Here is a 23987-nt window from a genome sequence, read left to right on the forward strand (position 1 = left end):
AGAGTCTTGATTTCATCGCGCTGTTCCCGTCATGGTCGCGCGCCATGACAAACCAGCCCTTCTTCACCAGGCACGGCGACGGCTTCATGCCGACACCAGTTGCGAACGGACCGTGGAGTCCGGAATCCCTGCACGGCCGCGTCGTGATCGGCCTGCTCGCCTTCGTCATCGAGGAGCGCCACGGCTCCGACGATTTCGTCCCCGCCCGGCTGACCGTCGACATGTTCCGGCTGCCCAACATCACGACGCCGATCGAGGTGACGACCAAGCTCGTGCGCGACGGCATGCGCATCAAGATGATCGAGGCCGAGTTTGTCTCCGGCGGCACCAGCATGGCGCGCGCCTCCTGCCAATTGTTGCGCAAGACGGAAAATGCCCCCGGCAATGTGTGGTCGCCGCGGAACTGGCAGGTGCCGGCGCCGGCGGAGATTCCGAAGCCGACCGATCCGAGGCTCGGCATGAACGGCAAATGGGAGACGCGGCCGATCGTCGGCCACATGGGCTCGCTCGGCGAGCGACGGCTCTGGATGAGCGAGGTGCGCGAGCTCGTCGCGGGCGTGAAGATGACGCCATTCGTCCATGTCGCGACCGGCGCGGATTTCGCCAGCCCCTTCGCCAATGCCGGCGACCAGGGCCTCGGCTACATCAACAGCGACGTCACGATCTATCTGCATCGTTTGCCGGTGACCAACTGGATCGGCTTCGAGGTCGTCAACCACCACGCCACGGACGGCATCGCGATCGGCGAATGCTGGCTCTATGACGAGAAGGGCCCGATCGGCACCTCCACCGTGGCGGCGCTCGCCCAGCGCAAGCCGATGACCAATCCGCCACCGCCGTAATTCTCCGCCGTCATTCCGGGGCATCGCGCAGCGATGAACCCGGAATCTCGCGCCAACACTTCTGGATTCCGGGTTCGCGCTTCGCGCGCCCCGGAATGACGTCAAACCAGATGCCGCTGCATCTCCGGCCGCGCTTTCAGCTCCGCGCCCTGCTTGCCGACGATCTTGGCGATGCGCTCCGGCGCGAAGTTCAAATCGACGAACGCCGGCGCGGTGTTGGCGACCTCGTGGTACTCCGTGATCTTGCCGTCGCGCAGCCGCATAATCGCGACGCCCTCGAACATCGCGCGGGCCCCCTTGGCTTCCGGCAAGGTCGAGCGGTAGCTGAACGTGTAGCGCGCATAGAGCGTTGCGCCGTCACTGACGGGATCGTGCATCACCCAGCGGAAATCGGTCGCAGTGCGGTAGAACCAGTCGTCGATCATCTCGGCGATTTTGCCGTGGCCCTTGAAGGCACCGTAGAACACATCGTGATAGACGCCGTCCTCGGTGAAGAGATTCGCAAAGGCCTTGCCGTTGCGTTGCTCGACCGCGTCGCAGAACGCGCGCAGCATTGTCGTGGTGTCCATTGGCGTCTCCCTCGCGTGCGGCCATCCTTCGAGGCTCGCTTCGCTCGCACCTCCAGCGACAAAGGCAAAGCCTTTGCGCAGGATGACGTCTTTCTCCGTAGCCGTCACCCCCGCGCAACGGCGAAGCCGTTGTCGCTGGAGGAGGCCGCGAAGCGGCCGTCTCGAAGGGCGGGGCGTGGCTAGATCTCCGCCACCGCGGCGATGATCCGGGCGATGTCCTGCGGCCGCGAGAGGCGGTGGTCGCCGTCCTGGATCATGGTGAGCACGACGTCCTCGGCCGGCAGGCGGTGCACCAGCGCGAAGGCGTGCTTCCACGGCACGTCGGGATCCTGCGCGCCCTGCAGGATGCGCACCGGGCAACCGACGTCGATCTTGCTGCCGAGCAGCAGGTGGTTGCGGCCCTCCTCGATCAGGTTGCGGGTGATCGGATAGGGCGTGCCGTCGCCATATTCGGACGGACGCAGCCACATGCCATTGGCCTCGATCTCGGCGCGGACCTCCGGCGAGAACGCCTTCCACATCAGCTCCTCGGTGAAGTCGGGCGCCGGCGCGATCAGCACGAGGCCGGCGAGCTGTGCTTTCCCGTTCCCGCGCCTGGCGATCTCACGCGCAAGCAGCAGCGCCATCCAGCCGCCCATCGAGGACCCGATCACGACCTGCGGCCCGTTGCAGAACTGCGAGAACACGGCCACGCTCTCCTCGAGCCAGCGGCCGATGGTGCCGTCGGCGAACTCGCCGCCGGATTCGCCATGCCCGGAATAGTCGAACCTGACCGAACTGCGGCCGTGCTCGGCCGCCCACGCATCGAGCGCCAGCGCCTTGGTGCCGGCCATGTCGGACTTGAAGCCGCCGAGCCAGAAAAGGCCGGGATTGCTGCCGGCACGGGCCCGCACAGCGATCCGGCGCGCCTCGCTGCCCTCGCCGACCTCGATGAAGGCAGGTTCCTGTTCCGATGCGGCGGTTTGGCTCATGGTTCGGTCACTCGCGTGTCAGACATCCGCTTTTCAATTGTCGCGCAGCACCGGTCAACGGCTGCAAGCCCCGTCTTGCGGAGCAGACGCGCCCGCTATATGTGCCGGGCGTGGCCAAAATGCCTCGCAATTGGCGGTTTTGCCGCTTAAAGAAGCGAGTTCGCTTGCCCGTCGCAGCATCTTGCTTCAAAATATCCGCCTTCCCTTTCACAACTTTGGAGAGTTACCCATTCGCCGTCCCAATAGAGCCCCGCCCACAGTCGCCAAAGAAGGGCCGCGCACCAATGACGAGATTCGCAACGCACAGATCCAGCTGATCGATGCGGAGGGTGTCAATCAGGGCACCGTAGAAACCATGGTGGCCATCAAGATGGCCATGGAAGCCGGCATGGATCTCGTCGAGATTTCGCCGAATACCAGCCCTCCCGTCTGCAAGATCATGGACTACGGGAAGTACAAGTATTCCGCGCAGAAGAAGGCTGCCGAAGCTCGCAAGAAGCAGAAGGTCGTCGAGATCAAGGAGATCAAGCTCCGCCCGATGATCGACGATCACGACTATGACGTGAAGATGCGCGCGATGCAGCGCTTCTTCGAGGAAGGCGACAAGGTCAAGATCACCTTGCGCTACCGCGGTCGTGAGATGGCGCACCAGGAGATCGGCACCAAGCTGTTGGACAAGGTGAAGGCCGACGTCGCCGAATTCGCCAAGGTCGAGCAGGACGCGAAGTTCGAGGGCCGCCAGGTCGTGATGGTGCTGGCGCCGCGCTAGTTCGAATTTGTCGCTTTGTTGAAATGAAATGGCCCGTCAGGCGATCTGGCGGGCTGTTTCGTATCTCGGGCGCCCCTTATGGCGCGGTGGTGCCAACCTCCCCTTGAAAAGGGGAGGTCGATTTGCTCGCCAGAGCAAAGCGGGTGGGGATCTGCTCTCTCCACGAGCAGCGACGCCGCGGCCGACCCCCACCCCGGCCTTCCCCCTTTCAGGGGGAAGGGGAAGACCGATCCGCCCCGATTCCCCGCTGCAAACGTTGCAAAACCGCCGATCCTCTGTCATAAGCCGGGCCTTCGCCGCCCGGCTGATCAAGGGCTGCCGTGGCGACGGTTCGTGCAGGTTCTTTCAATTCGGAAAAAACCTTAGCACTTTCAACGCTCTAACGAGCATTTTAGCCGGCCGGACGCCTCTCGGGGCGATTTTCGTGCTGTGCGACAGGAGAGCCAAATGCCCAAGTTGAAGACCAAGTCGGGCGCTAAAAAGCGCTTCAAGGTGACTGCCACTGGCAAAGTCATGCACGCCCAGCGCGGCAAGCGCCACGGCATGATCAAGCGGACGAAGAAGCAGATCCGTCAGCTCCGCGGCACCCGTGTGCTGTTCAAGACCGACGGCGACAACGTCAAGAAGTACTTCTTGCCGAACGCCTGATCGCACCGATCGCTTGAACCCTCGCCGCGACTGCGCGGCGCCCCGTCACCTCTTCCAGATCAAGGATTTCCGTCATGTCTCGCGTCAAACGCGGTGTGACCGCTCACGCCAAGCACAAGAAAGTCTACAAGGCCGCCAAGGGCTATTACGGCCGCCGCAAGAACACCATCCGCGTTGCCAAGCAGGCCGTCGAAAAGGCCGGCCAGTACGCCTTCCGCGACCGCAAGCGCAAGAAGCGCACCTTCCGCGCGCTCTGGATCCAGCGCATCAACGCCGCGGTCCGTCCGTTCGGCATGACCTACAGCGTGTTTATCAACGGCCTCTCCAAGTCGGGCGTCGTCGTCGACCGCAAGGTGCTGTCGGACCTCGCGATCCACGAGCCGGTTGCGTTCCAGGCGATCGCCGAAAAGGCCAAGGCCGCGCTGGCCGCCTGATCCTGGCGGGCGGCCCTAACGCGATTTGGGGCCCGCCTTCAGCGCCTTCTGCGAATAGCGCTGGGCGACGATCGCCCGGCAGAACGCCGTGAACGAGCGGTACATGGTGCCGCTTTCGTTGTCGTATTTGTGGTCGCAGCGCTTGAGCTGGCCGGCATAGGCCTTCTTCTGCGACGCTCCGAGGCCGGCCAGGAAGTCCCCCTCGCACCTCTTCTCGACCACGGCGCCGAATTGGACGTCTCCGCTGGCGCCGTATTCGCACGCCTCGAAGATCTTCATCGCGCGGTTGCAGCTCGGCGCCTTCTCCAGCTCCGCGATGATGTCGTCCATCTGGGTCGATTTGGCGGGGCATTCCTCGGTCGCGGCATGCACGGTGGTGAGCATCAACAGCACCGCCGGCACGGCCAGGCAAGATCGCAGCAACATCGCGTGGGCCTCCTTGAACTCCCCCTTGGGTAGCCCGGCCTCCGCGCGGGGTTCAATGCTGCCGGCCATCGGCCCGAAATGACCGGCTTTTTGCTTGACGTTACCGCCTTCGGGCGGCGACAACCCAGCCGAATTTTGGCGCATGGCACCGGTTCGGGTAGCGGTACTTCCCACCAGATCATGCTCCGCTCAAGCGCAGGAATTGACCGTGTCCGACCTCGCAACGCTCGAACAATCCATCCTCGACCAGATCGCCTCAGCCGCTGACGAGGCCGCGCTCGAGGCGGTCCGCGTCTCGGCGCTCGGCAAGAAGGGCTCGATCTCGGCACTCCTTGCGACCCTTGGAAAAATGTCGCCGGAGGAGCGCAAGACCGAGGGCGCGAAGATCAACCTCGCCAAGGATGCGGTGACGCAGGCGCTCGCGGCCAAGCGCGACGTGCTGAAAGCGGCCGCGCTCGATGCGCGCCTCGCCGCCGAGACCATCGACGTCACGCTGCCGCTGCGCGAGGCGCCGGCGGAGACCGGCCGCATCCATCCGCTGAGCCAGGTCTGGGACGAGCTCACCACGATCTTCGCCGACATGGGCTTTGCGGTCGCCGAGGGACCCGACATCGAGACCGACGACTACAACTTCACCAAGCTGAACTTCCCGATCGGCCATCCGGCGCGCGAGATGCACGACACCTTCTTCTTCAACCCGAAGGAGGACGGCTCGCGCATGCTGCTGCGGACCCACACCTCGCCGGTGCAGGTGCGCACCATGCTGACCCAGCAGCCGCCGATCCGCGTGATCTGCCCGGGCCGCACCTATCGCATCGATTCCGACGCGACGCACACGCCGCAATTCCATCAGGTCGAGGGCCTCGTGATCGACAAGGGCTCGCATCTCGGCCACCTCAAATGGATCCTGCACGAATTCTGCAAGGCGTTCTTCGAGGTCGACCACATCAACATGCGGTTCCGGCCGTCGTTCTTCCCGTTCACCGAGCCGTCGCTCGAGGTCGACATCCAGTGCCGCCGCGACAAGGGCGAGATCCGCTTCGGCGAGGGCGAGGACTGGCTGGAGATTCTCGGCTGCGGCATGGTGCACCCCAACGTGCTGCGCGCCTGCGGCCTCGATCCCGACGTTTACCAGGGTTTTGCCTGGGGCATGGGCATCGACCGCATCGCGATGCTGAAATACGGCATCGCCGACCTGCGCCAATTGTTCGACAGCGACGTGCGCTGGCTCAGCCACTACGGCTTCAAGCCGCTCGACATCCCGTCGATCGCGGGAGGGCTGAGTACGTGAGCGATAAGGCTCCTCAAAATCCTTGGACTGCGGAAAAGTTGGCCGCTCTTGATCTCGCCAAGCTAAAGGTGATCCGAGAGAACGCTGAACGCAAACATGCGGTCGATCTCGTCGCAATGTGTGACGCCGAAATTGCGGCGCGTCGACCAGCGTCGACCCCACGCGCTAACAATCCGATCCGCCGCGAATCAGGCGACGTGGTCACCGAATATCACTTCGTTTGCCGGAGCGATCGGGGCGTAACGTTTAATCCAGACGGCACTTTCTGGAGCACGTCGTGGGTTGTTGCGGAAGACGTCATCAAGAAAAGCCAGCGATATGGAGCGAAGCTTGCGCTCCATAATTCGAAATCTGAGCAATCTTATCGTCAAGGCACCATCAAGGAATATCGCCGCATCGGCGATTTCGCGGACGGTGAAGTAGAGACAAGAATCGATTTCCTTGTTGCACCCGATGACACACCACTCGATTGGGCAGGATCTGGCACAGGCGAGAAAGGTTACAAACGGATCAAGTCGACAGGAAATGCTTCGACCAGCAATTTGATTGATAGCGAGCCGTCATGAAGTTCACCCTCTCCTGGCTGAAGGAACATCTCGAGACCGACGAGCCGCTCGACAAGCTCGCCGACAAGCTCACCATGATCGGGCTCGAGGTCGAGAGCATCGAGGACAAGGCGAAGGCGCTCGCGCCGTTCACCATCGCGCGCGTGATCTCGGCCGAGCAGCATCCGAATGCGGACCGGCTGCGCGTCTGCATGGTCGACACCGGCGACGGGGCTGAGCCGGTGCAGGTGGTGTGTGGCGCGCCGAATGCGCGAGCCGGGCTGATCAGCGTGTTCTCGCCGCCCGGCACCTATATCCCCGGTAAGAACATCACGCTCGGCGTCGGCACCATCCGCGGCGTCGAGAGCCGCGGCATGCTGTGCTCTGCAGCCGAGCTGCAGATCTCCGAGGACCACGACGGCATCATGGAGCTGCCCGCGGACGCGCCGCTCGGCAAGGGCTATGCCGACTGGGCCGGACTCGGCGATCCCACCATCGAGATCAATCTGACGCCGAACCGGCAGGACTGCACCGGCGTGCACGGCATCGCGCGCGATCTGTCCGCCGCCGACATGGGCAAGTTCAAAGACCCCGGCATCAGGCCGATCAAGGGCGAATTCCCCTGCCCGGTCCAGGTCAAGGTGGAAGACGCCACGCTGTGTCCGGGCTTCGCGCTGCGGCTGGTGCGCGGCGTGAAGAACGGCCCGTCGCCGGAATGGCTGCAGAAGCGGCTGACCTCGATCGGGCTACGCCCGATCAACGCGCTGGTCGACATCACCAACTTCATGACCTACGACCGCGCCCGCCCGCTGCACGTGTTCGACGCCAAGAAGGTGCAGGGCAACCTCACCGTCCGGCGCGCGAAAGACGGCGAGACCCTGCTCGCGCTCGACGGCCGCACCTACACGCTCGACAGCAACATCTGCGTGATTGCCGATGAGCACGGCGTCGAATCGCTTGCCGGCATCATGGGCGGCGAGGCCTCGGGCTGCGACGACAACACCACCGACGTGCTGATCGAATCGGCGCTCTGGAACGAGATCAACATCGCGCAGACCGGCCGCAAGCTCGGCATCAATTCGGACGCGCGCTATCGCTTCGAGCGCGGCGTCGATCCGGCCTTCATGGTGCCCGGGCTCGAGCTCGCGACCAAACTGGTGCTGGAGCTGTGCGGCGGCACGCCGTCCGACAACGTCGTGGTCGGCAAGCAGTTCGGCGAGGATCGCGTCATCGATTTCCCGCTCAGTGAAGTGAAGCGCCTTGCCGGCATCGAGGTGCCGCTGGTCGAGGTCAAGCTGATCCTCACCCGGCTCGGCTTCATGCTGGCCGGCAACGGCCCCGTGGTGAAGATCGCGATCCCGTCCTGGCGCACCGACGTGCACGGCAAAGCCGACATCGTCGAGGAGATCGTGCGCATCGTCGGCGTCGACAAGGTGCCGATGACGCCGTTCGAGCGCGGCGAGGAGCCGCGCAAGCCGGTGCTGACGCCGATGCAGCTGCGCACCCGCCGCGCCAAGCGCGCGCTCGGCGTGCGCGGCATGGTGGAAGCCGTGACCTGGTCGTTCATCACCAATGACGCGGCAAAACTGTTCGGCGGCGGCCAGAGCGAGCTCGTGCTCGCCAACCCGATCGCGGCCGATCTCTCCGACATGCGGCCGAGCCTGCTGCCCGGCCTCGTCGCGGCGGCTCAGGCCAACATCAACCGCGGCTATCCTGACGTGGCGCTGTTCGAGGTCGGCCAGGTGTTCCGCGGCGACCGCCCGGAGGACCAGCTGGTGGCCGCCTCCGGCGTGCGCCATGGCTTCGCCTCGTCGAAGGGGATCGGACGGCACTGGACCGGCTCGGCTGTGGCGGATGCGATGGATGCCAAGGCCGACGCCTTCGCCGTGCTGGCGGCCGCCGGCGCGCCGATGCAGGCACTGCAGATCGTCCCCGGCGGCCCGGCCTGGCTGCATCCGGGGCGCTCCGGCACCATCCAGATCGGTCCGCAGAATGTGCTCGGCACTTTCGGCGAGCTGCATCCGCGCGCGGCGGAGGCGCTCGGCGCCGACGGCCCGATGATCGTGTTCGAGGTGATCCTCGAGCGCATCCCGCAAGGCAAGCAGCGGGCGACGCGCGCCAAGCCGGTGCTGGAGCTCTCGGCATTCCAGCCGGTGTCGCGCGACTTCGCCTTCATCGTCGACCGCGGCGTCAAGGCGGGCGACATCGTCCGCGCGGCGCAGAATGTCGACAAGAAGCTGATCACTGATGTGACCGTGTTCGACGTCTACGAAGGCAAGGGCATCGACCCCGACAAGAAGTCGATCGCGATCGCGGTGACGATCCAGCCGCGCGAGAAGACGATGACCGACCAGGAGATCGACGCCGTCGCCGCCAAGGTCGTCACTGAGGTGACCAAGAAGACCGGCGGCACGCTGCGTGGGTGATGTGAACCAGAGGCGGTCTATTGCACCGTCACCCTGAGGAGGCCGCGTAGCGGCCGTCTCGAGGGGTCGACGGCATCGCCTGTGGCCGTGCATCCTTCGAGGCTCGCTCTGCTCGCACCTCCAGCGACAAAGGCGAAGCCTTTGCGCGGGGATGACGGGTCTGAGTGGGGGCGCTTTGAGTTTGCCAGCCAGCTAGCTGAATCTCGTTATCCTTTCATGACCTCCTTCAGCCTGATCCCCTCCGACATCTCGACCAGCATCGCGCTCGCGATCTGTGCGATCGCCTTCGTGTCGGGGACGGCGCGCGGCTTCTCCGGCTTCGGCTCGGCGCTGATCTTCATGCCGCTCGCGAGCAGCGTCGCGGCGCCGCGGCTGGTGGCGGCGCTGCTGCTGATCATCGACTTCATCGCCGCCACGCCGCTGCTGCCGAACGCCTGGACCCATGCCGACCGCAAGGCGACCGCGGTCATGGTCGCCGGCGCGCTGGTCGGCGTTCCCATCGGCACCTATTTTTTGACCGTGCTCGAACCCGTGACGACGCGCTGGATCATCTCCTGCTTTGTCGCGGCGCTGCTCGCGCTGCTGCTGTCGGGCTGGCGCTACCACGGCAAGGAGCACGTCGCCCTCTCCGTCGGCGTCGGCGGTCTCTCCGGCTTCTGCAGCGGCCTCGCGCAGACCGGCGGCCCGCCGATCGTCGCCTACTGGCTGGGCCGCCCGATCTCGTCGGTGATCTCGCGCGCCAATATCGTGCTGTTCTTTGGCGCCTCGGATTTCTTCTCGCTGGTCAGCTACTGGTTCACCGGCCTGATCACGATCGAATCGGTCAAGTTCTCGCTGATCGTCGGCCCGATCTACGGTATCGGCGTCTGGTTCGGCGCCGCGCTGTTCGGCAAGGCGAGCGAAAAGGTGTTTCGCGCGATCTGCTACGCGCTGATCGCCGCGGCCGTCATCGTCGGCCTGCCGGCGCTTGATGGCATCTTGCGCGGCGGCTAGGGTCGCAGCACTCAAAAGAGACCAGGGAGACACCGATGATCGATCGGCGCAATGCATTGAAACTGGCGCTCGGAAGCGCCGCCGTGCTCGCAGCGCCTCACGTGCGCGCGCAAACCGACAAGGCGCGGACCCGCATCGTGTTCCTCGGCACCAAGGGCGGACCGCGCGTCGGCATCGGCGCTTCGAACCCCGCCAATCTCGTCGTCGTCAATGATACCCCGTTCGTGATCGATTGCGGCATGGGAGTCAGCCGCCAGCTTGTGCGCGCGGGCGTGCCGATCCCGCAGGTCAAGTACATCTTCATCAGCCACCATCATTCCGATCACAATCTGGAATACGGCAATCTGTTCTACAACGCTTGGGCAGCCGGCCTCTCGACGCCGATCCATTCGTTCGGCCCCAAGGGTATCGAGGCGATGACCAAGGAATATTGGGAGCTGAACAAGTTCGACGTCGAGACCCGGATCGAGGACGAAGGCCGGCCCGATCCCCGAAAGCTGCTGATCGCGAAAGACATCAGCGACGACGGCGTGGTGCTGAAGACATCGGATGTCACCGTGACCGCGTTCCGCACGCCGCATCCGCCGATCACGGATAACTTCGCCTACAAGTTCGAGACCCCGGACGGCACCATCGTGTTCTCCAGCGACACGGCCTACAACCCGAAGCTCGCCGAGTTTGCCAAGGGCGCCGACGTGCTGGTGCACGAATGTCTCTACGTCCCCGCGGTCGATCGCCTGGTCGCCACGACCAAGAACGGCGCCACGCTGAAGAAGCATCTGCTCGACAGCCACACCTCGACCGAGGACGTCGGCCGCATCGCCGCCGCTGCCGGCGTGAAGACGCTGGTGCTCAGCCACTTCGTCCCCGGCGACGATCGGCAGGTCACCGATGATGACTGGACCCGGGACGTGAAGAAGAACTATTCCGGCCGCATCGTGGTGGCCAAGGATCTGATGGAGCTAAGGCTGCCGGTGTGAGGGGACACGCTCTCCCTGGTCGTTATTCCGGGGCGTGCGAAGCGAGAGCCCGGAATCCATCGGGCCATGTCGCGAGAGTGCGGATGTATGCCTCAAGTGGCGCCAAAAATTCGCTGTCGTCCCGGGCAAGCGAAGCGCGACCCGGGACCCATAACCACGGGCCGTCATTGTTTGCACGATGCTGGGGCCGCAGCTCAGTCCTACAACACAACCCTGTGGTTATGGGTCCCTGCTTTCGCAGGGACGACATCTGTTATGCGGCACTCTTCTGCCCGCACATCCAGTAGCGGTGCCTGATCTTCCTCAGCGATCAATTCATCGCACCGGAGCGAGGCGACGTGCGGCGCTTGTGTTTTGCGGCGGGCGCTGCGGGCGCCGGTGTCGCTTCCTTCACCCCGCCGATCCTGCGCAGCGCGGCGTCGGCGGCGCGTTCGCCGCTGTCCCAGGCGCCATCGATCGTGCCCCACAGCGTTTCATGGGTGGCCTCGCCGGCAAGATACATCGCGCCGATCGGCTCGGTCAGGATCCTGCGGGAGAACTGCGCGCCGGGCATTGCGGCCGACATCGCGCCGAGGATGAAGGGCTGTGCATTCCAGCGCGTCGCGCTGGTCTTCTTCACGGCGGCGCCGACCCCGCTGCCATAGAGCTTGGTCAGCCATTCCACCGCGAAAGCCGCCATCGCCTTCTCGCCCTGCGCGGACAGGTCGCGGCCGAACGAACCCGCAACGTCGATTGTGCACAGCGAGGAGCCCGCGATATTGCCGTAGAGCAGCGCCGTCTTGGTCGAATTGCTCTGCTCGATGATGACGTCATCGCGCGACAGCCCGAGCGGATTGCCGGGAATCTGCAATGCGATGCGATCGTAGCTGCCGAGGCTGAGCTTGGCGGCGGCGTCGAGCGCGCGCTTCGGAAGCTCCGGCGCGAACTTGATGTTGCCGCTCGCAAGCACGTTGCTCGACACGGTGACGATGGCGGCGCGCGCGGTGATCTTGCCGGAGGGCGTCTCGACCATCACGTCGCGATTGCTCCACAGGATGCGCTGCGCCGGCGTCGACAGCGCCAGCGGCAGTCCCTCGCCGAGCTTTGCGATCAGCGCGCCGAGCCCCTGCCGGCAGGCGATCGCGGTGTTGCGATCCTGCGCGCGCACCTTGTCGACGGCCGAAAGATCCTTCAGATCCTTGCCGCAGAAATTGGGCCCGAGCAGGAATTCCGCGGTGCCGGCCCAATCGCCGAGGTCCTTCGGCATGACCGCGGCGCAGGCGATATCGGCCTTGCGCGCAGCGTCGTCGATGGCGCGGTTGGCGCGCACCAGCGCCGCCAAAAACTCCTCGGTCTCGCCGGGGCGGGCATAGCGCCGGCCGATCCGGATCTTCTGGCCTGCGGGGGCCGTGACGATGTCGAGGCCTGCGGAGCGGGCCAGCCGGATCATCGGGTTGGTTTCGGGATTGTGCATCCAGCGCGCGCCGCGCTCGAACGGCACGCCGAATGTCGATGCGTCGGTCTGGCAGCGACCGCCGAGCTGGCCGGCCGCCTCCACCACGATCACCTTGCGATTTGCGGCAACGATCCGTCGCGCCGCGGCGATGCCTGCGGCACCCGCGCCGATCACGACGATGTCGGCCTCGCGCGGCGGCGGCTGCGCAGCAAGAACCCGGCCGCCCAGCGCAGGCACCAGCGCGAAAGCTGCGGACGCCGACAGGAAATCGCGGCGGGTCACTGTCATGACATAGCTTCTGGCATGGTTTCCGGGGACTTGCGGAGAACGGGAACGCTTCGCGAACTGTGCCGCATCTCACCGACCGCAGCAACCATCATGGTAAATCAATCATGATTGATCCGCCGATGGCATGAACTAAATTGCAACGGCTTGCGACCATGATTAAGTCAGCACAAGCGGTCGTAGAACCGCTGGGGGGAATCCATGGGCGTAATGCTCGATACCGTCGGTAAATGGATCGCGGGGTACCTTCAAAAAGAAGTTCCCGGTTACGAGCCGTTCACGCCGAGCGACCCGGACCATCTGCGGAGCATCATGCAGCCCGGCGATGTGCTGCTGGTCGAAGGCAACAACCGGATTTCCGGCATCATCAAATACCTCACGCAGTCGACCTGGTCGCACGCCGCGCTGTTTGTCGGACCGATCGACGGCGCGTTCGAGCCTGACGGCGAACAGCATGTGCTGATCGAGGCCAATATCGGCGAAGGCGTGACCTCCGCGCCGCTGTCGAAATATCTCGCCTACCACACCCGCCTCTGCCGTCCGGTCGGACTGTCGTTCGAGGACCGCACCACGGTGTGCCGCTACGCCATCAACCGCATCGGCTTCGGCTACGACACCAAGAACATCGTCGATCTCGCGCGCTATCTGTTTCCGCTGCCGATCCCGCAGCGCTGGCGCCGCCGCATGATCGCGTTCGGCTCCGGCGATCCGACCAAGATCATCTGCTCGGCGCTGATCGCGCAGGCGTTCGACGCCGTGCGCTATCCGATCCTGCCCAAGATCACGCGCGCTGCCAGCCGCAAGGCGCGCCGCGACATCCTGCATATCCGCGATTCCTCGCTTTACATGCCGCGCGACTTCGACATCTCGCCCTATTTCGAAGTCGTCAAACCCACCATCGTGCACGGTTTCGACTACACGGCCCTGCACTGGGCCGACAAGCAGAAGCCGCTCCAGGAGGTAGCCGGCGAATTCGGTGTGTTTCCAAAATCGCCGCCGCTCGTTCCTGAAGCGACTGACGAAGAGGCGGCGCTTCCGGCTGCGGAAATGACCGCGGAAGATCGCGCGCCGGTGTGACGATCAGAACGTCGCCGCCAACGTCAGGCGGACGGCGAGCGGCTCGGCGGGATGCACATGGCGGTCGGCGACGCCGTCGATCGGTTCGCCCGGCAGCCGCGACAGATAGTAGTATTCGATCTGGTTGGTTTGCGCGTTGAAGAGATTGAGGACGTCGAGCTGCAGCCGCATCCCGTTGTCGAATTTATAGCCGGCGCGGGCGTTGACGATGAACGACGACAACGAGCGCACGCTGTCGTCCTCGATCAGCGGGCGCGGGCCGAAATAGCGGGCGCGCAGGCTGCCGAACCAGCCGGTGTCGCGGCCGAAGGTGACGCCGCCGCTGGCGACCCAGGCCGGCGCACCCGGAATGAAATTGCCGGCCGGATCGACATCCGTGAAGCGGGCGCGGGTATAGGCGAGATCGAAATCAAAACTCATCCACGGCAGGAGCTTGTACTGGTTGGTCCACTCGACGCCGACGCGCCGGCTCGGGCGGCTCGGCTCGGTGGTGCCGGCATCGCCGACGAACAGCAGCTCGGAATCGAAGTCGAGCACGAACACCGCGAGCGACGAGGTGAGGCCGTCGATCGCCCTGGTGCGGATGCCGAGCTCGGCGCCCTTCGAGCGCACCAGCAGCGGCACGCGATCGAGCGGCGTCATCTTGTCGTTGGGATCGACGGTGATGGTCGCGCCCCTGATGTCGTTGGAATGCAGGCCGAAGCCGGCATTGCCGTAGAACTCGGTCCTGGACCAGGGGCCGAGCACGATGCCGGCCTTCGGGCTCGTCATCGCGGCCTGCGCGTTGCCGGAATTCTGCGGCGTGTCGCTCAGCACGTGGCCGGCGAAATAATCCTCGCGGATGCCGACCGTGGTGCGCAGCCAGTCGGTCCAGCGCGCGGTGGTATCGGCCCATAGCGCGACGCTGCCCTCCTGCACCTGGTCGTTGCGCACGCTGGACAGGATCTCGCGCTGCGCGGTCTTGAACAGGCCGACATTGATATCGTCGTAGCGGGTCTGGACGCCGACCCGGGTCTGCGTATCGACGCCGGCGAAGCGAAGGTCGAAGGCATGGCTGGCGTCGAGGCCGTAGACGGTGCGCTTGTCGGTCTGGCTGAACTGGTCGCCATTGACGGGGTCGTCGAGGAAATAGGTGAAGTCGTTATCAAGCTGCAGCGACGAGCGGATTACATAGGCGTTGAGCTTGCTCTGCCCGTAGTCGCTGGACTGCGCCCAATTGCCGGACAGGCTGAAGCGGCTCGAGGTGCCGCCGTCGGTCGGATCGAGCGACCCGTAACGGTCGATCAATCCCTGGTCGATGGCGCGCTGCGCGACCTGGTCGGTCGAGTTCCAGCCATTGGAATAGGCCATCGCTGTCAGCGAGAAGCCGTCGGTCGCGGTGCCCTGGCTATAGCGCAGCACGCCGTTGAGCTTGCGGATATCGTCGGGCACGTCCCACGGGCCGTTGTATTTGTTGGCCTCGAAGGCCGCGAGCAGCGTTCCATCGCCGGCCTTGGCCGAGCTAGCTGCCATCGCGCGCTGATAGCCGAAGCTGCCAACCGTCAGCTCGACGATGTTCTTCGGCAGGCCGTTCAGATAATTGATGTCGACCGCGCCGGCGGAGGCGAAGTCGCCCTTGTCCGCGTAGTACGGGCCCTTGCGGACATCCATCGACCGGATCAGCTCCGGGATCAGGAAGTTGATGTCGGCATAGCCTTGGCCGTGACCATGGGTCGGCATGTTGACCGGCATGCCGTCGACGGTGATGGCCAGATCAGTGCCGTGATCGAGATTGAAGCCGCGCAGAAAATATTGATTGGCTTTGCCCTCGCCGGAATGCTGGGTGACGATCAGGCCCGGCACCGCCTCCAGAACTTCGCCGACGCGCGAAACCGGCCGCGCATTCACTTCGTCGCCGCTGATCTGCCGCGCGCTGGCGGCGGTCGGTTGCAGATCGGACGCGGACACGGTCGCCGAGCCGCCGGTGATGCCGTCGCTCGCAGCGGTGGGCCGGGTCGGTTGGAGCGCAGCGGGCTTGCGGCCGCCGGCGACATGGCGTGGACGCTGGGACGGTTTGGCGCGCTTGGTCGGCGCCTCATCCGGCGACGTCACCGTCACCGGCGGCAACTGGCCGGTCGCGGTAGCGACCGTCTGCGCTTCGGCGACCGGCGCGAACGCTGCAATGGATGCGGCGGCGGGAAACATCCGCCATGCAGTACGACGCAACGCACATGCCCCCGCATGATACCTGTTACAGTCACGCGACGACCGCACCAGTCCAACCAACCCCGGCAAAGCGACGCTAGCAAGCACGGTATGACGTTACAATAGAAATATCATACTGCCAGGCAGTCGAGCCACCACGGATAATCCATGCAACGCATCACCATCACCATCGAGGATGATCTGCTCGCGGAGATCGACGCCGCCGCCGAGGCGCGCGGCTATCAGAACCGCTCCGAGATCATCCGCGATCTCGCACGCGCCGGCTTGCAGCAGAGCGCGGAGAACGCGCCGTCAGGACAATGCGTCGCCGCATTGGTCTATGTCTACGACCACGCCGCGCGCGATTTGTCGAAGCGGCTGGTGCAGAATTTCCACGGCCATCACGACCTGTCGCTGGCGACGCTGCACGTCCATCTCGACGACGACAGCTGCATGGAGGTGACAGCGCTGAAGGGTGCCAGCAGCGAGGTCCGGCATCTCGCCGATCATGTCATCGCCGAACGCGGCGTGCGTTACGGCCGCGTCGTGATGATCCCGACCGCCCCGGACAAGAAGCCGCGCAAGCGCGGGCATGGGCACAGGCATGATTGAGAGCGTGTCGTTTTCGTAGCCCGGATGGAGCGCAGCGCAATCCGGGGCCTCGCACCCGCGGACAGGGCTTCCCGGATTTCGCTTCGCTCCATCCGGGCTACGCAGTGAATACGCTACGCCGCCCTCGCCTTGGTGCCGCGCGGCAGGCCGGCGCGGGCGAGGCCGCCATAGAGCGCCTCGTTCGGCATCTCGGATTTCAGGATCGCGCGCACCTCGACCAGGCGATCGAGATCGATGCCGGTCGGAAATCCCTTGCTTTCGCAGAGGAAGACGAGGTCCTCGAACACGACATTGCCGGTGGCGCCCGGCGCGAACGGGCAGCCGCCGAGGCCGCCGAGCGAGCCGTCGAGCACGCGGGCGCCCTCATCGAGCGCGGCGGAAGCATTCGCGATGCCCATGCCGCGGGTGTCGTGCAGGTGGACGCAGACCGGCTTCGATCCCGCGATCTTCACCGCGCCCCGCGTGAGCTCGCCGACCTGCTTCGGCCCGGCATAACCGACCGTGTCCGCAATCGCGACCATGTCGACGCCGACCTCATAGAGCTTCTCGGTGAGGCGCAGCACCTCGTTCGGATCGACCGCACCCACGATCGAGCAGCCCAGTCCCATCGAGATCGCGGCATTGACCAGCGGCTTGTGCGCGCTGGCGTCGCGCAGCTCGCAGAGCCGCTTGATGTTCTCGATCGCTGACTCGCGCGAGCGGTTGGCATTGGCCTGGCTGTGCTCCTCGGTCGCCGACACCACCGAAGCGATCTCGGCGACGCCGGAGGCCAGCGCCTCGTTGACGCCGCGCTCATTCAGCGCCAGCGCGACGCCGTGCGCGCCGGGCAGCGCGGCGATGGTGGCGACGACGTCGCGGACATCGACGAACTGCGGAAACGTCTTGGCTGGCAGGAACGAGCCGACCTCGAAATGCCGGACGCCGGCGGCATATTCATCGCGCACCCAGCGCTCTTTCGCCGCGGTCGACGGGAACGTCTTCACGAGCTGCAGGCCGTCGCGCAGGCCGACCTCGCGCAGGCTCACCTTGTCGCTGGGATAGATATCGTGGACGCGGGTCATGTCAGCCTCACGCAGCGTTTCCGGTTGATGAAATCTTCTGTTGTGCGAGCTCGGCGCGCACCGCCTCGGTATCGGCGCCCAGTACCGGCACTTTCAGGCCTTCGCCGATATTGCGGCCGTTCCATTCGAGCGGCAGCGCGGGGACGCGGAACGGCTTGCCGTCGGCGTTCACGTTGTTGACCAGACCGCCGGGACGCAGCACATGCGGATCCCCGAGCAGATCCTCCGGCCGGTTGATCGGCGAGAAGCAGATGTTGAGCGCATCGAGCCTCGCCGACAAGTCGGCCACGTTCCAGCCCTTGATCACCTCGGCAACGCGCGGAATGATCCGGTCGCGCGCCATGATGCGGTCCGTGGTCGAGCGCAGTGTCGGATCGTCGGCGAATTCCGTGAGGCCGAACTCGCGGCAGAAGCTCTGCCAATGACCTTCGGTGACGACGCCGATGAAGATGCGATCGCCGCCGGCGGCATCGAAGATGTCGTAGATCGGCCAGGCATGCTCGCGCTCCGGCATCGAGCGCGGCTTGCGCCCGGTCATCTCGTACTCGACCATGTGCTGGGCGACCAGGAACAGGCAGTTCTCGAACAGGCCGATGCGGATGTCGGCGCCGTTCTGGTGGCCGCCGCGCTTCTGATAGAGCGCGGCGAGGATCGAGATCACCCCGAACATGCCGCCCATGATGTCGTTGGCGGAGGAGCCGACGCGCTGCGGCTTGTCGCGCGTGCCGGTCATCGCCGCGAGCCCGGACATCATCTGCACGACCTCGTCGAGCGCCGGCCGATGATCGTAGGGACCGGACAGAAAGCCCTTGTGGCCGGCGATGATCAGCTGCGGATATTTTTGGCGAAGCGCCTCGGCGCCGAGCCCCTGCTTGTCGAGCTGGCCGTCGCGAAAATTCTCCAGGAACACGTCGGCGCTGGCGAGCAGCCGGTGCATGGTGTCGCGGTCCTCGGGCTTGGCGAAGTCAAGCACGATGCTGCGCTTGCCGCGGTTGAACAACGGGAAGAACGAGACCCCCATGCCGCCGAGCGAACGGGTCTTGTCGCCAGCGGGCGGTTCGACCTTGATCACCTCAGCGCCGAGTTGCGCCAGAATCATGCCGCAGGTCGGCCCCATCACCATGTGGGTCATCTCGACGACCCTCACGCCTTCCAGCGGCAGTCCGCTCCCGGTCATCGGTTTCTCCGTGCTCGTTGCGCTCTTGTTCTGACGCGTTTTCTTCATGCGAACCGGTACCCGCTTCGCTCGAAAACGCTTTGTGATCGGCGCAGGTTAGGCTTCCGCACGCTATCTGAAAAATATAATCTGTCGAATAGTGTATTCGTGGTTCTAGAACGCTGAACCCTCATGGATTCGCGCCAGCTTCGCTATTTCATCGCGGTTTACGAGCAGCGCAACCTGTCGCGGGCGGCGGATCAGGCCAATGTCGCGCAATCCGCGCTCAGCCACCACATCGCCAATCTCGAGGCGGAATTCGCCACGCCGCTGTTCGAGCGCAAGCCGCGCGGCATGGAACCGACCGCGGCGGGCGAGCGGCTCTATGAACATGCCCGCATCATCCTGCGCGCGATGGCGGCGGCCGAGCGCGAGATCAAGGAAGGCGCCAGCGTGATCGCCGGCGATATCTCGATCGGCATGGCCAATTCCGGGATGAAGGCGATCGGCGTGCCGCTGATGCGGACCGTGCTGACGAAATATCCGAACCTGAAGCTGTCGCTGACCGAGAGTCTCTCCGGCGCGACGCTGCTGCATCTGCTGAGTTCCGAGGTCGACCTCGCGCTGGTCTACAATCCGCCGTCGGAAAAGGACCTGATCGCCGAGCCGGTGCTGGAGGAGCAGATGTTCTGCGTCGCTACCGAGAAGCTGATCGGCAAGAAAACGCCAATCAGCTTCGAGGAGGTGACGCGGCTGCCTCTGATCCTGTTGCGGTACGGACTGTCGGCGCGCGCGCTGCTGGATGATCCCGTGCTGCTGAAGCGGCTCGAGGCCAATGCGATCATGCACCTCAACTCGACCAGCGGCATGATCGGTGCGCTGACCGCGGGTTTGGGCTGTACGATCGCGACCACCCATTTCGTCAGTGAGCCGTTAAAGGCACGACTGTTGGTCGCGCGTGAAGTCATCGAACCAAAGCTGACCCGCACGCTCTATCTTTGCCGCTTGCGCAACCGCCCGATGACCTACGTCATGGAGGAGATGTGCCGTCTGATCCGCGCGCTGATCGCAGACCAGGTGGGCCGCGGCGCCTGGGAGGCGACGCTTCTGATCTGAATGCATGACTCAGTGGTTGCATAAAAGGTTCAGTGTCGTCCCTGCCTAGTGCGCAATTGCGCACTAGGCAGGGACGACAGTTGAACAAGCCGTTTGACAGGTGAATCAAAGCAACCCTTCTCCCTGAGTTCGAAAATATCGAACGATCCCTTCGATATGTTCGTCTGGATTTCTGGCTTCCGGCTGCCAAACATGCGCGACCGGCACGCCTTCGCAAGAGGGGCGGCCGTTGCACCATTCGGGGAGGACCATCATGAGCGCCGTCGAACTCGGCTCGGTCGCTGATCTCGCCAACACGACAAGCGGACCCGACCAGATTTCGCGACGGCTCGAGGCGCTGCCCACCTCCGGCCTTGTCTGGCGGCTGGTGATCCTGCTCTCGCTCGGCGGCTGCTTCGAAATCTACGATCTGTTCTTCACCGGCTATATCGCGCCCGGCCTCGCCCGCAGCGGGTTGATGACCACGACGACCCAGGCGTTCTTCGGCTTCTCCGGGATCGGCGCCTTCGTCGCGGCGACTTTTGCAGGCCTGTTCATCGGCACCTTCTGCCTCGGCTTCCTTGCCGATCGCTTCGGGCGCAAGGCGGTCTTCACCTGGTCGCTGCTGTTCTACAGCGCGGCGTCCGTGATCATGGCGTGGCAGACCACACCCGGCGGCCTGCTGCTGTGGCGCTTCATCGCCGGGATCGGGATCGGCATCGAGGTCATCACCATCGACGCCTACATCACCGAGCTGGTGCCGAGCTGGATGCGCGGCCGGGCGTTTGCGATCAACCAGGCGGTGATGCTGTCGGCGGTGCCTGTTGTCGCCGCGCTGTCGTGGTGGCTGGTGCCGCTCTCGCCTCACGGCATCGACGGCTGGCGCTGGGTGGTGCTGATCGGCGCCGCCGCCAGCATGATCATCTGGGTGCTGCGGCTCTACGTTCCGGAAAGCCCGCTCTGGCTGGCCCGCCATGGCCGCGCTGCCGAGGCTGAGAGGATCATGCGGACGCTCGAGACCGCAGCGCCGACGGCTGCGCCGCGTCCTGCTCCCGCGGTCGCAACCGCACCAGTTCGCGCGCCGGTCGAGACCGGCTATGCCGACCTGTTCAGGCCGCCCTACGTCTCGCTGGTCGTGCTGTTCATGATCTTCAATCTCTGCCAGGCGTTCGGCGTCTACGGCTTCTCCAACTGGGTGCCGGCGCTGCTGGTGCAAAAGGGCATCAACGTCACCAAGAGCCTGCAATATTCCTTCATCATCGCCTTCGCCTATCCGCTCGCGCCGCTCCTGGCCGCAACCTTCGCCGACCGCTTCGAGCGCAAATGGATCATCTGCGGCGCGGCCGCGGCGATCTCGGTGTTCGGCCTCGCCTTCTCGCAGCTCACCGAGCCGGTGCTGCTGATCGCCAGCGGCGTGCTGGTGACGGGGGCCAACATGACGCTGTCCTACGCCTATCACGCCTACCAGACCGAGGTGTTCCCGACCGCGATCCGGGCGCGCGCCGCGGGTCTCGTCTATTCGATGAGCCGGCTCAGCGCGACTTTCTCCGGCTTCATCGTGGCGTTCATGCTGAAGGAGGCCGGCGTTGGCGGGGTATTCGGCCTGATCACCGCGGCGATGGTCATCGTGATCATTGCTATCGGTGTCTGGGGGCCGAACGTCCGCGGCAGGCCGCTCGACGCCTAAAGCATGATCCGGAAAAGCGCGAAGCGGTTTTCCGAAAAGATCATGCGCAAACAAGGAGCTAAAGCGCGATGGCAATTCAACCTAATCTCATCGCGCTTTAGAGCCTTTCGCTCGAAAACGCTCACACCGCGGCACAAACGGCACTTGCCGAAGCCATATTGGGTGTCTACCTCTCGCGGGTCATTTGTGCAGAGGTAACCCAGTCATGTTAGCCGCCGCCGTCAAGGCGCTTTCGCAAATCCTGTCGCCGCCGATGCGCTCGATCCTGTGGCGCTCGATCGGGCTTGCGCTGGTGCTGATCACCGTGCTGGCGATCGGCCTGCAGCGGCTGCTCAGCTGGTTTGCCGACACTGGCGAGGTCTGGGCCGAAGGCATGCTCGGCCCCAACTTCCATTCCACGCTGCACGTGCTGTCCTGGATCGTCTCGATCTCGGCGGGCCTTGGCGTCGTGCTCGGCGGCATCTTCCTGATGCCCGCGATCACCTCGCTGGTGGCGAGCCTGTTTGTCGACGACGTCGCCGACCATGTCGAGCGCGAGCATTATCCGGCCGACCATCCCGGCGTGGCGCTGCCGGTCACGCTCGCGACGATCGAGGGCGTCAAGACCGCGCTGCTGACGATCCTGGTCTACCTCGTCGCGCTGCCGTTCGTGCTGTTTGCGGGCGCAGGCTTCATCATCTTCTTCATCGCGACCGCCTGGCTGCTCGGCCGCGAATATTTCGAGCTTGCGGCGATGCGGTTCCGCTCGCCTGATGACGCCAAGGCGATGCGCAAGGAGAACGCGGCGACAGTCTTTACCGCGGGCCTGTTCATCGCGGCCTTCGTCTCGATCCCGATCGTCAACCTTGCGACGCCGCTGTTCGGCATGGCGTTCATGGTGCACATGTACAAGCGGCTGTCGGGCCCGCGCCGCGAGCTGATCGAGCCGGCGCGGCGAACCAACGTGTCCTCGGTCTAGGTGGTATCCGTGAGCACCGGCAGCGTTGCCGGTGCCCGATCGCTTGCGAATGGCACGAGCAGCAGTCCGACGATCGCCACGCAGGCGAGCATCGCCCATGCCTCGTTGACGGTGAGTGCGAGCGACGCCCGTTCGACCAACGGCCGGATGAACGCCACCGTCGCGTCGTCCGGCAGACCCGGCGGACGGTCGATCAGCAACTTCGGATCGAGCCCGATCGCCTGCGCCGCAGTGACATCCCCCGCCAGCAGGCGCACGCGGAAATCCTCGCCATAGATTGGGCTTCGCCCGTAGAGGATGGTATCGATCAGGGCGATCCCGATCGCGCCGCCCAGATTGCGCATCAGGTTGAACAGTCCGCTGGCGTCGGCAATTTCCGCCTCCGGAAGGGCACCCAGCGCAATGCGCGTCGGTGGCAGCAGGCAGAACATGATCGCGACTCCGCGCACGACCTGCGGCCAGAACATCTCGCCAAAATCCGCCGTGCGCGGCTGAATGGCGCTCCAGCCGAGGCCGAGCGCGAACAAGGCGAAGCCCGCGCCGGTCAGCCGCCGCGCGCCGACGCGGCTTTCGAGGATTGCCGCAAGCGGCGCGGCGACGAGCTGCGCAACCCCCGTGACCAGCATGATGGTGCCGATCTCGAAGGCGTCATGGCGGCGGACGAAACCGAGGAACACCGGCATCAGATAGGTCGATCCATACAGGCCAATGCCGAGGCAAAAGCTCAGTGCGCAACCGATCGCGAACGGACGCCGCTTGAAAAGCGTCAATTGCGCGATCGGATAGGCCGCGCGGAGGGTGCGCCGGATCAGCAGCGCCATTCCGGCAATGCTTCCGATCAGCAGACCGAGGCAGGGCGTCGACGCCCAACCGCGTTGCGGCGCTTCCTTCAGACCAATCATGAAGCTTGCGAGCGTCGCTGCGAGCAGGACAAGCGACCATTTATCCAGTCTGGAGAACGCGCGAAGCTGCACGCCTTCCTTCGGAAGCAGCAACGGCGTGACCGAGGCTGCCACCGTTCCCGGAACCACATTGATCAGGAATAGCCATGGCCAGGACCAGGTCTGCGTGATCCAGCCGCCGACGACCGGTCCGACGGTCGGCGCGAGCACCGCGACGACGCCGCCGATCGTTGTGGCCACCGCATGGAGCCGCGCCGGGAACAGCGTGAACACAGCAGAGAACACTGCGGGGATCAGGACGCCGCCGGAAAATCCCTGCAGCACGCGAAATGCCAGCAGCGCGGCAAAGCCGTCGCTGAGGGCGCAGCCGACCGACGCGACGGTGAACAGGCTCACGGCAAGCGCGAACAGCCATCGCAACGACAGCGCATGCGTGAACAGGCCGGTCAGTGGGATCGCGATCACTTCGGCGATCAGATAGGCGGTCTGGATCCAGCTCATCGCCGCCGGCGAGATCGCAAGCGCGCGCTGGATCGTCGGCAACGAGGTTGCGACGACCTGGATATCGAGAATCGCCATGAACATGCCGAAGCACATCAGGAGGAAGCCGGCCCAGGTCGCAGCCGATGGGCTGTCGGTTC

General features: G+C 64.8%; 22 protein-coding genes. 14 read left to right on the plus strand and 8 right to left on the minus strand.

Annotated elements, in window-relative coordinates; translation table 11 throughout:
* The first annotated feature begins 44 nt into the window (after nt 1-44).
* On the plus strand, nt 45-842 hold the full coding sequence (locus tag PMN64_RS04235; protein WP_411779858.1) for an acyl-CoA thioesterase domain-containing protein: 798 nt from the start codon (nt 45-47) through the stop codon (nt 840-842).
* Nucleotides 843-943: 101 nt separating this feature from the next.
* Here PMN64_RS04235 and PMN64_RS04240 read toward each other — a convergent pair whose 3' ends face one another.
* Complete coding sequence (locus PMN64_RS04240; protein ID WP_411779826.1) at nt 944-1411, minus strand: nuclear transport factor 2 family protein; 468 nt, start codon at nt 1409-1411, stop codon at nt 944-946.
* A gap of 179 nt (nt 1412-1590) precedes the next feature.
* The gene (locus tag PMN64_RS04245) at nt 1591-2382 is read right to left on the minus strand and encodes an alpha/beta hydrolase (RefSeq protein ID WP_411779827.1); all 792 of its coding nucleotides are present in this window, start codon (nt 2380-2382) and stop codon (nt 1591-1593) included.
* 229 nt (nt 2383-2611) lie between these two features.
* Here PMN64_RS04245 and infC point away from each other — a divergent pair, with 229 nt between their 5' ends.
* The 3 genes from infC (at nt 2612) to rplT (ending at nt 4233) form a co-directional block, all read left to right on the plus strand.
* On the plus strand, nt 2612-3151 hold the full coding sequence (infC, locus tag PMN64_RS04250; RefSeq protein WP_026192043.1) for a translation initiation factor IF-3: 540 nt from the start codon (nt 2612-2614) through the stop codon (nt 3149-3151).
* A gap of 447 nt (nt 3152-3598) precedes the next feature.
* Nucleotides 3599-3799 (plus strand): 50S ribosomal protein L35, encoded by a 201-nt coding sequence (rpmI, locus tag PMN64_RS04255; protein ID WP_008539890.1) that lies wholly within the window; start codon nt 3599-3601, stop codon nt 3797-3799.
* Between the two features lie 74 nt (nt 3800-3873).
* Nucleotides 3874-4233, plus strand: a complete 360-nt coding sequence (gene rplT, locus PMN64_RS04260) for a 50S ribosomal protein L20 (protein WP_018269297.1) — start codon at nt 3874-3876, stop codon at nt 4231-4233.
* A 15-nt stretch (nt 4234-4248) separates the two neighbouring features.
* Here the strand turns inward: rplT and PMN64_RS04265 are convergent, their stop codons facing one another.
* Entirely contained in the window at nt 4249-4659 is a 411-nt protein-coding gene (locus PMN64_RS04265; protein ID WP_411779828.1) for a hypothetical protein, read from the minus strand.
* Between the two features lie 208 nt (nt 4660-4867).
* Here PMN64_RS04265 and pheS point away from each other — a divergent pair, with 208 nt between their 5' ends.
* The 5 genes from pheS to PMN64_RS04290 all read left to right on the plus strand — a co-directional run bounded on the left by pheS (nt 4868) and on the right by PMN64_RS04290 (nt 10894).
* On the plus strand, nt 4868-5950 hold the full coding sequence (pheS, locus tag PMN64_RS04270; RefSeq protein WP_411779829.1) for a phenylalanine--tRNA ligase subunit alpha: 1083 nt from the start codon (nt 4868-4870) through the stop codon (nt 5948-5950).
* The gene (locus PMN64_RS04275) at nt 5947-6516 is read left to right on the plus strand and encodes a hypothetical protein (RefSeq protein ID WP_411779830.1); all 570 of its coding nucleotides are present in this window, start codon (nt 5947-5949) and stop codon (nt 6514-6516) included. Before pheS ends, PMN64_RS04275 begins: the two co-directional genes overlap by 4 nt.
* Nucleotides 6513-8921: a phenylalanine--tRNA ligase subunit beta gene (gene pheT / locus PMN64_RS04280; protein WP_411779831.1), complete on the plus strand. Its 2409-nt coding sequence runs from the start codon at nt 6513-6515 to the stop codon at nt 8919-8921. The genes PMN64_RS04275 and pheT overlap by 4 nt, the downstream gene beginning before the upstream one ends.
* 216 nt (nt 8922-9137) lie before the next feature.
* The gene (locus PMN64_RS04285; RefSeq protein ID WP_028341738.1) at nt 9138-9914 is read left to right on the plus strand and encodes a sulfite exporter TauE/SafE family protein; all 777 of its coding nucleotides are present in this window, start codon (nt 9138-9140) and stop codon (nt 9912-9914) included.
* 35 nt (nt 9915-9949) lie between these two features.
* Nucleotides 9950-10894: an MBL fold metallo-hydrolase gene (locus PMN64_RS04290; protein ID WP_411779832.1), complete on the plus strand. Its 945-nt coding sequence runs from the start codon at nt 9950-9952 to the stop codon at nt 10892-10894.
* A gap of 310 nt (nt 10895-11204) precedes the next feature.
* On the opposite strand, the gene PMN64_RS04295 is transcribed toward PMN64_RS04290, so the two are convergent.
* Complete coding sequence (locus PMN64_RS04295; RefSeq protein WP_411779833.1) at nt 11205-12617, minus strand: flavin monoamine oxidase family protein; 1413 nt, start codon at nt 12615-12617, stop codon at nt 11205-11207.
* Between the two features lie 198 nt (nt 12618-12815).
* Between PMN64_RS04295 and PMN64_RS04300 the strand changes: the two genes are divergently transcribed.
* Complete coding sequence (locus PMN64_RS04300; RefSeq protein WP_411779834.1) at nt 12816-13691, plus strand: YiiX/YebB-like N1pC/P60 family cysteine hydrolase; 876 nt, start codon at nt 12816-12818, stop codon at nt 13689-13691.
* Nucleotides 13692-13694: 3 nt separating this feature from the next.
* Here the strand turns inward: PMN64_RS04300 and PMN64_RS04305 are convergent, their stop codons facing one another.
* Nucleotides 13695-15875 (minus strand): TonB-dependent receptor, encoded by a 2181-nt coding sequence (locus PMN64_RS04305; protein WP_411779859.1) that lies wholly within the window; start codon nt 15873-15875, stop codon nt 13695-13697.
* A gap of 168 nt (nt 15876-16043) precedes the next feature.
* Here PMN64_RS04305 and nikR point away from each other — a divergent pair, with 168 nt between their 5' ends.
* Nucleotides 16044-16487, plus strand: coding sequence for a nickel-responsive transcriptional regulator NikR (gene nikR / locus PMN64_RS04310; RefSeq protein ID WP_038382678.1), 444 nt, complete (start codon nt 16044-16046; stop codon nt 16485-16487).
* Nucleotides 16488-16600: 113 nt separating this feature from the next.
* On the opposite strand, the gene PMN64_RS04315 is transcribed toward nikR, so the two are convergent.
* Both PMN64_RS04315 and PMN64_RS04320 read right to left on the minus strand, forming a co-directional pair.
* Entirely contained in the window at nt 16601-17548 is a 948-nt protein-coding gene (locus PMN64_RS04315) for a hydroxymethylglutaryl-CoA lyase (RefSeq protein WP_411779835.1), read from the minus strand.
* A 7-nt stretch (nt 17549-17555) separates the two neighbouring features.
* Nucleotides 17556-18725 carry a CaiB/BaiF CoA transferase family protein gene (locus PMN64_RS04320; protein ID WP_411779836.1) on the minus strand — a complete coding sequence of 390 codons (1170 nt, stop codon included), beginning with the start codon at nt 18723-18725 and terminating at the stop codon, nt 17556-17558.
* A 171-nt stretch (nt 18726-18896) separates the two neighbouring features.
* On the opposite strand from PMN64_RS04320, the gene PMN64_RS04325 reads away from it, so the two are divergent.
* The 3 genes from PMN64_RS04325 to PMN64_RS04335 all read left to right on the plus strand — a co-directional run bounded on the left by PMN64_RS04325 (nt 18897) and on the right by PMN64_RS04335 (nt 22444).
* Nucleotides 18897-19820: a LysR family transcriptional regulator gene (locus PMN64_RS04325; protein ID WP_411779837.1), complete on the plus strand. Its 924-nt coding sequence runs from the start codon at nt 18897-18899 to the stop codon at nt 19818-19820.
* Nucleotides 19821-20073: 253 nt separating this feature from the next.
* Nucleotides 20074-21486 (plus strand): MFS transporter, encoded by a 1413-nt coding sequence (locus PMN64_RS04330; protein ID WP_411779838.1) that lies wholly within the window; start codon nt 20074-20076, stop codon nt 21484-21486.
* A gap of 205 nt (nt 21487-21691) precedes the next feature.
* Nucleotides 21692-22444, plus strand: a complete 753-nt coding sequence (locus PMN64_RS04335) for a sulfate transporter family protein (protein WP_016841521.1) — start codon at nt 21692-21694, stop codon at nt 22442-22444.
* Here the strand turns inward: PMN64_RS04335 and PMN64_RS04340 are convergent.
* Nucleotides 22441-23943 carry a DHA2 family efflux MFS transporter permease subunit gene (locus PMN64_RS04340; protein ID WP_411779860.1) on the minus strand — a complete coding sequence of 501 codons (1503 nt, stop codon included), beginning with the start codon at nt 23941-23943 and terminating at the stop codon, nt 22441-22443. The genes PMN64_RS04335 and PMN64_RS04340 overlap by 4 nt on opposite strands.
* Nucleotides 23944-23987: the final 44 nt, after the last annotated feature.

The sequence above is a fragment of the Bradyrhizobium sp. UFLA01-814 genome, from assembly GCF_046718885.1.
Taxonomy (GTDB): Bacteria; Pseudomonadota; Alphaproteobacteria; order Rhizobiales; family Xanthobacteraceae; genus Bradyrhizobium; species Bradyrhizobium elkanii.

Excerpts from the sequence above, each read along its gene's own strand:
- PMN64_RS04235 (WP_411779858.1), top strand. The coding sequence starts at position 45 with ATGACAAACCAGCCCTTCTTCACCAGGCACGGCGACGGCTTCATGCCG.
- PMN64_RS04240 (WP_411779826.1), bottom strand. The coding sequence starts at position 1,411 with ATGGACACCACGACAATGCTGCGCGCGTTCTGCGACGCGGTCGAGCAA.
- PMN64_RS04245 (WP_411779827.1), bottom strand. The coding sequence starts at position 2,382 with ATGAGCCAAACCGCCGCATCGGAACAGGAACCTGCCTTCATCGAGGTC.
- rpmI (WP_008539890.1), top strand. The coding sequence starts at position 3,599 with ATGCCCAAGTTGAAGACCAAGTCGGGCGCTAAAAAGCGCTTCAAGGTG.
- rplT (WP_018269297.1), top strand. The coding sequence starts at position 3,874 with ATGTCTCGCGTCAAACGCGGTGTGACCGCTCACGCCAAGCACAAGAAA.
- PMN64_RS04265 (WP_411779828.1), bottom strand. The coding sequence starts at position 4,659 with ATGTTGCTGCGATCTTGCCTGGCCGTGCCGGCGGTGCTGTTGATGCTC.
- pheT (WP_411779831.1), top strand. The coding sequence starts at position 6,513 with ATGAAGTTCACCCTCTCCTGGCTGAAGGAACATCTCGAGACCGACGAG.
- PMN64_RS04285 (WP_028341738.1), top strand. The coding sequence starts at position 9,138 with ATGACCTCCTTCAGCCTGATCCCCTCCGACATCTCGACCAGCATCGCG.
- PMN64_RS04290 (WP_411779832.1), top strand. The coding sequence starts at position 9,950 with ATGATCGATCGGCGCAATGCATTGAAACTGGCGCTCGGAAGCGCCGCC.
- PMN64_RS04295 (WP_411779833.1), bottom strand. The coding sequence starts at position 12,617 with ATGACAGTGACCCGCCGCGATTTCCTGTCGGCGTCCGCAGCTTTCGCG.
- PMN64_RS04300 (WP_411779834.1), top strand. The coding sequence starts at position 12,816 with ATGGGCGTAATGCTCGATACCGTCGGTAAATGGATCGCGGGGTACCTT.
- PMN64_RS04305 (WP_411779859.1), bottom strand. The coding sequence starts at position 15,875 with ATGTTTCCCGCCGCCGCATCCATTGCAGCGTTCGCGCCGGTCGCCGAA.
- nikR (WP_038382678.1), top strand. The coding sequence starts at position 16,044 with ATGCAACGCATCACCATCACCATCGAGGATGATCTGCTCGCGGAGATC.
- PMN64_RS04315 (WP_411779835.1), bottom strand. The coding sequence starts at position 17,548 with ATGACCCGCGTCCACGATATCTATCCCAGCGACAAGGTGAGCCTGCGC.
- PMN64_RS04320 (WP_411779836.1), bottom strand. The coding sequence starts at position 18,725 with ATGACCGGGAGCGGACTGCCGCTGGAAGGCGTGAGGGTCGTCGAGATG.
- PMN64_RS04325 (WP_411779837.1), top strand. The coding sequence starts at position 18,897 with ATGGATTCGCGCCAGCTTCGCTATTTCATCGCGGTTTACGAGCAGCGC.
- PMN64_RS04330 (WP_411779838.1), top strand. The coding sequence starts at position 20,074 with ATGAGCGCCGTCGAACTCGGCTCGGTCGCTGATCTCGCCAACACGACA.
- PMN64_RS04335 (WP_016841521.1), top strand. The coding sequence starts at position 21,692 with ATGTTAGCCGCCGCCGTCAAGGCGCTTTCGCAAATCCTGTCGCCGCCG.
- PMN64_RS04340 (WP_411779860.1), bottom strand. The coding sequence starts at position 23,943 with ATGTGCTTCGGCATGTTCATGGCGATTCTCGATATCCAGGTCGTCGCA.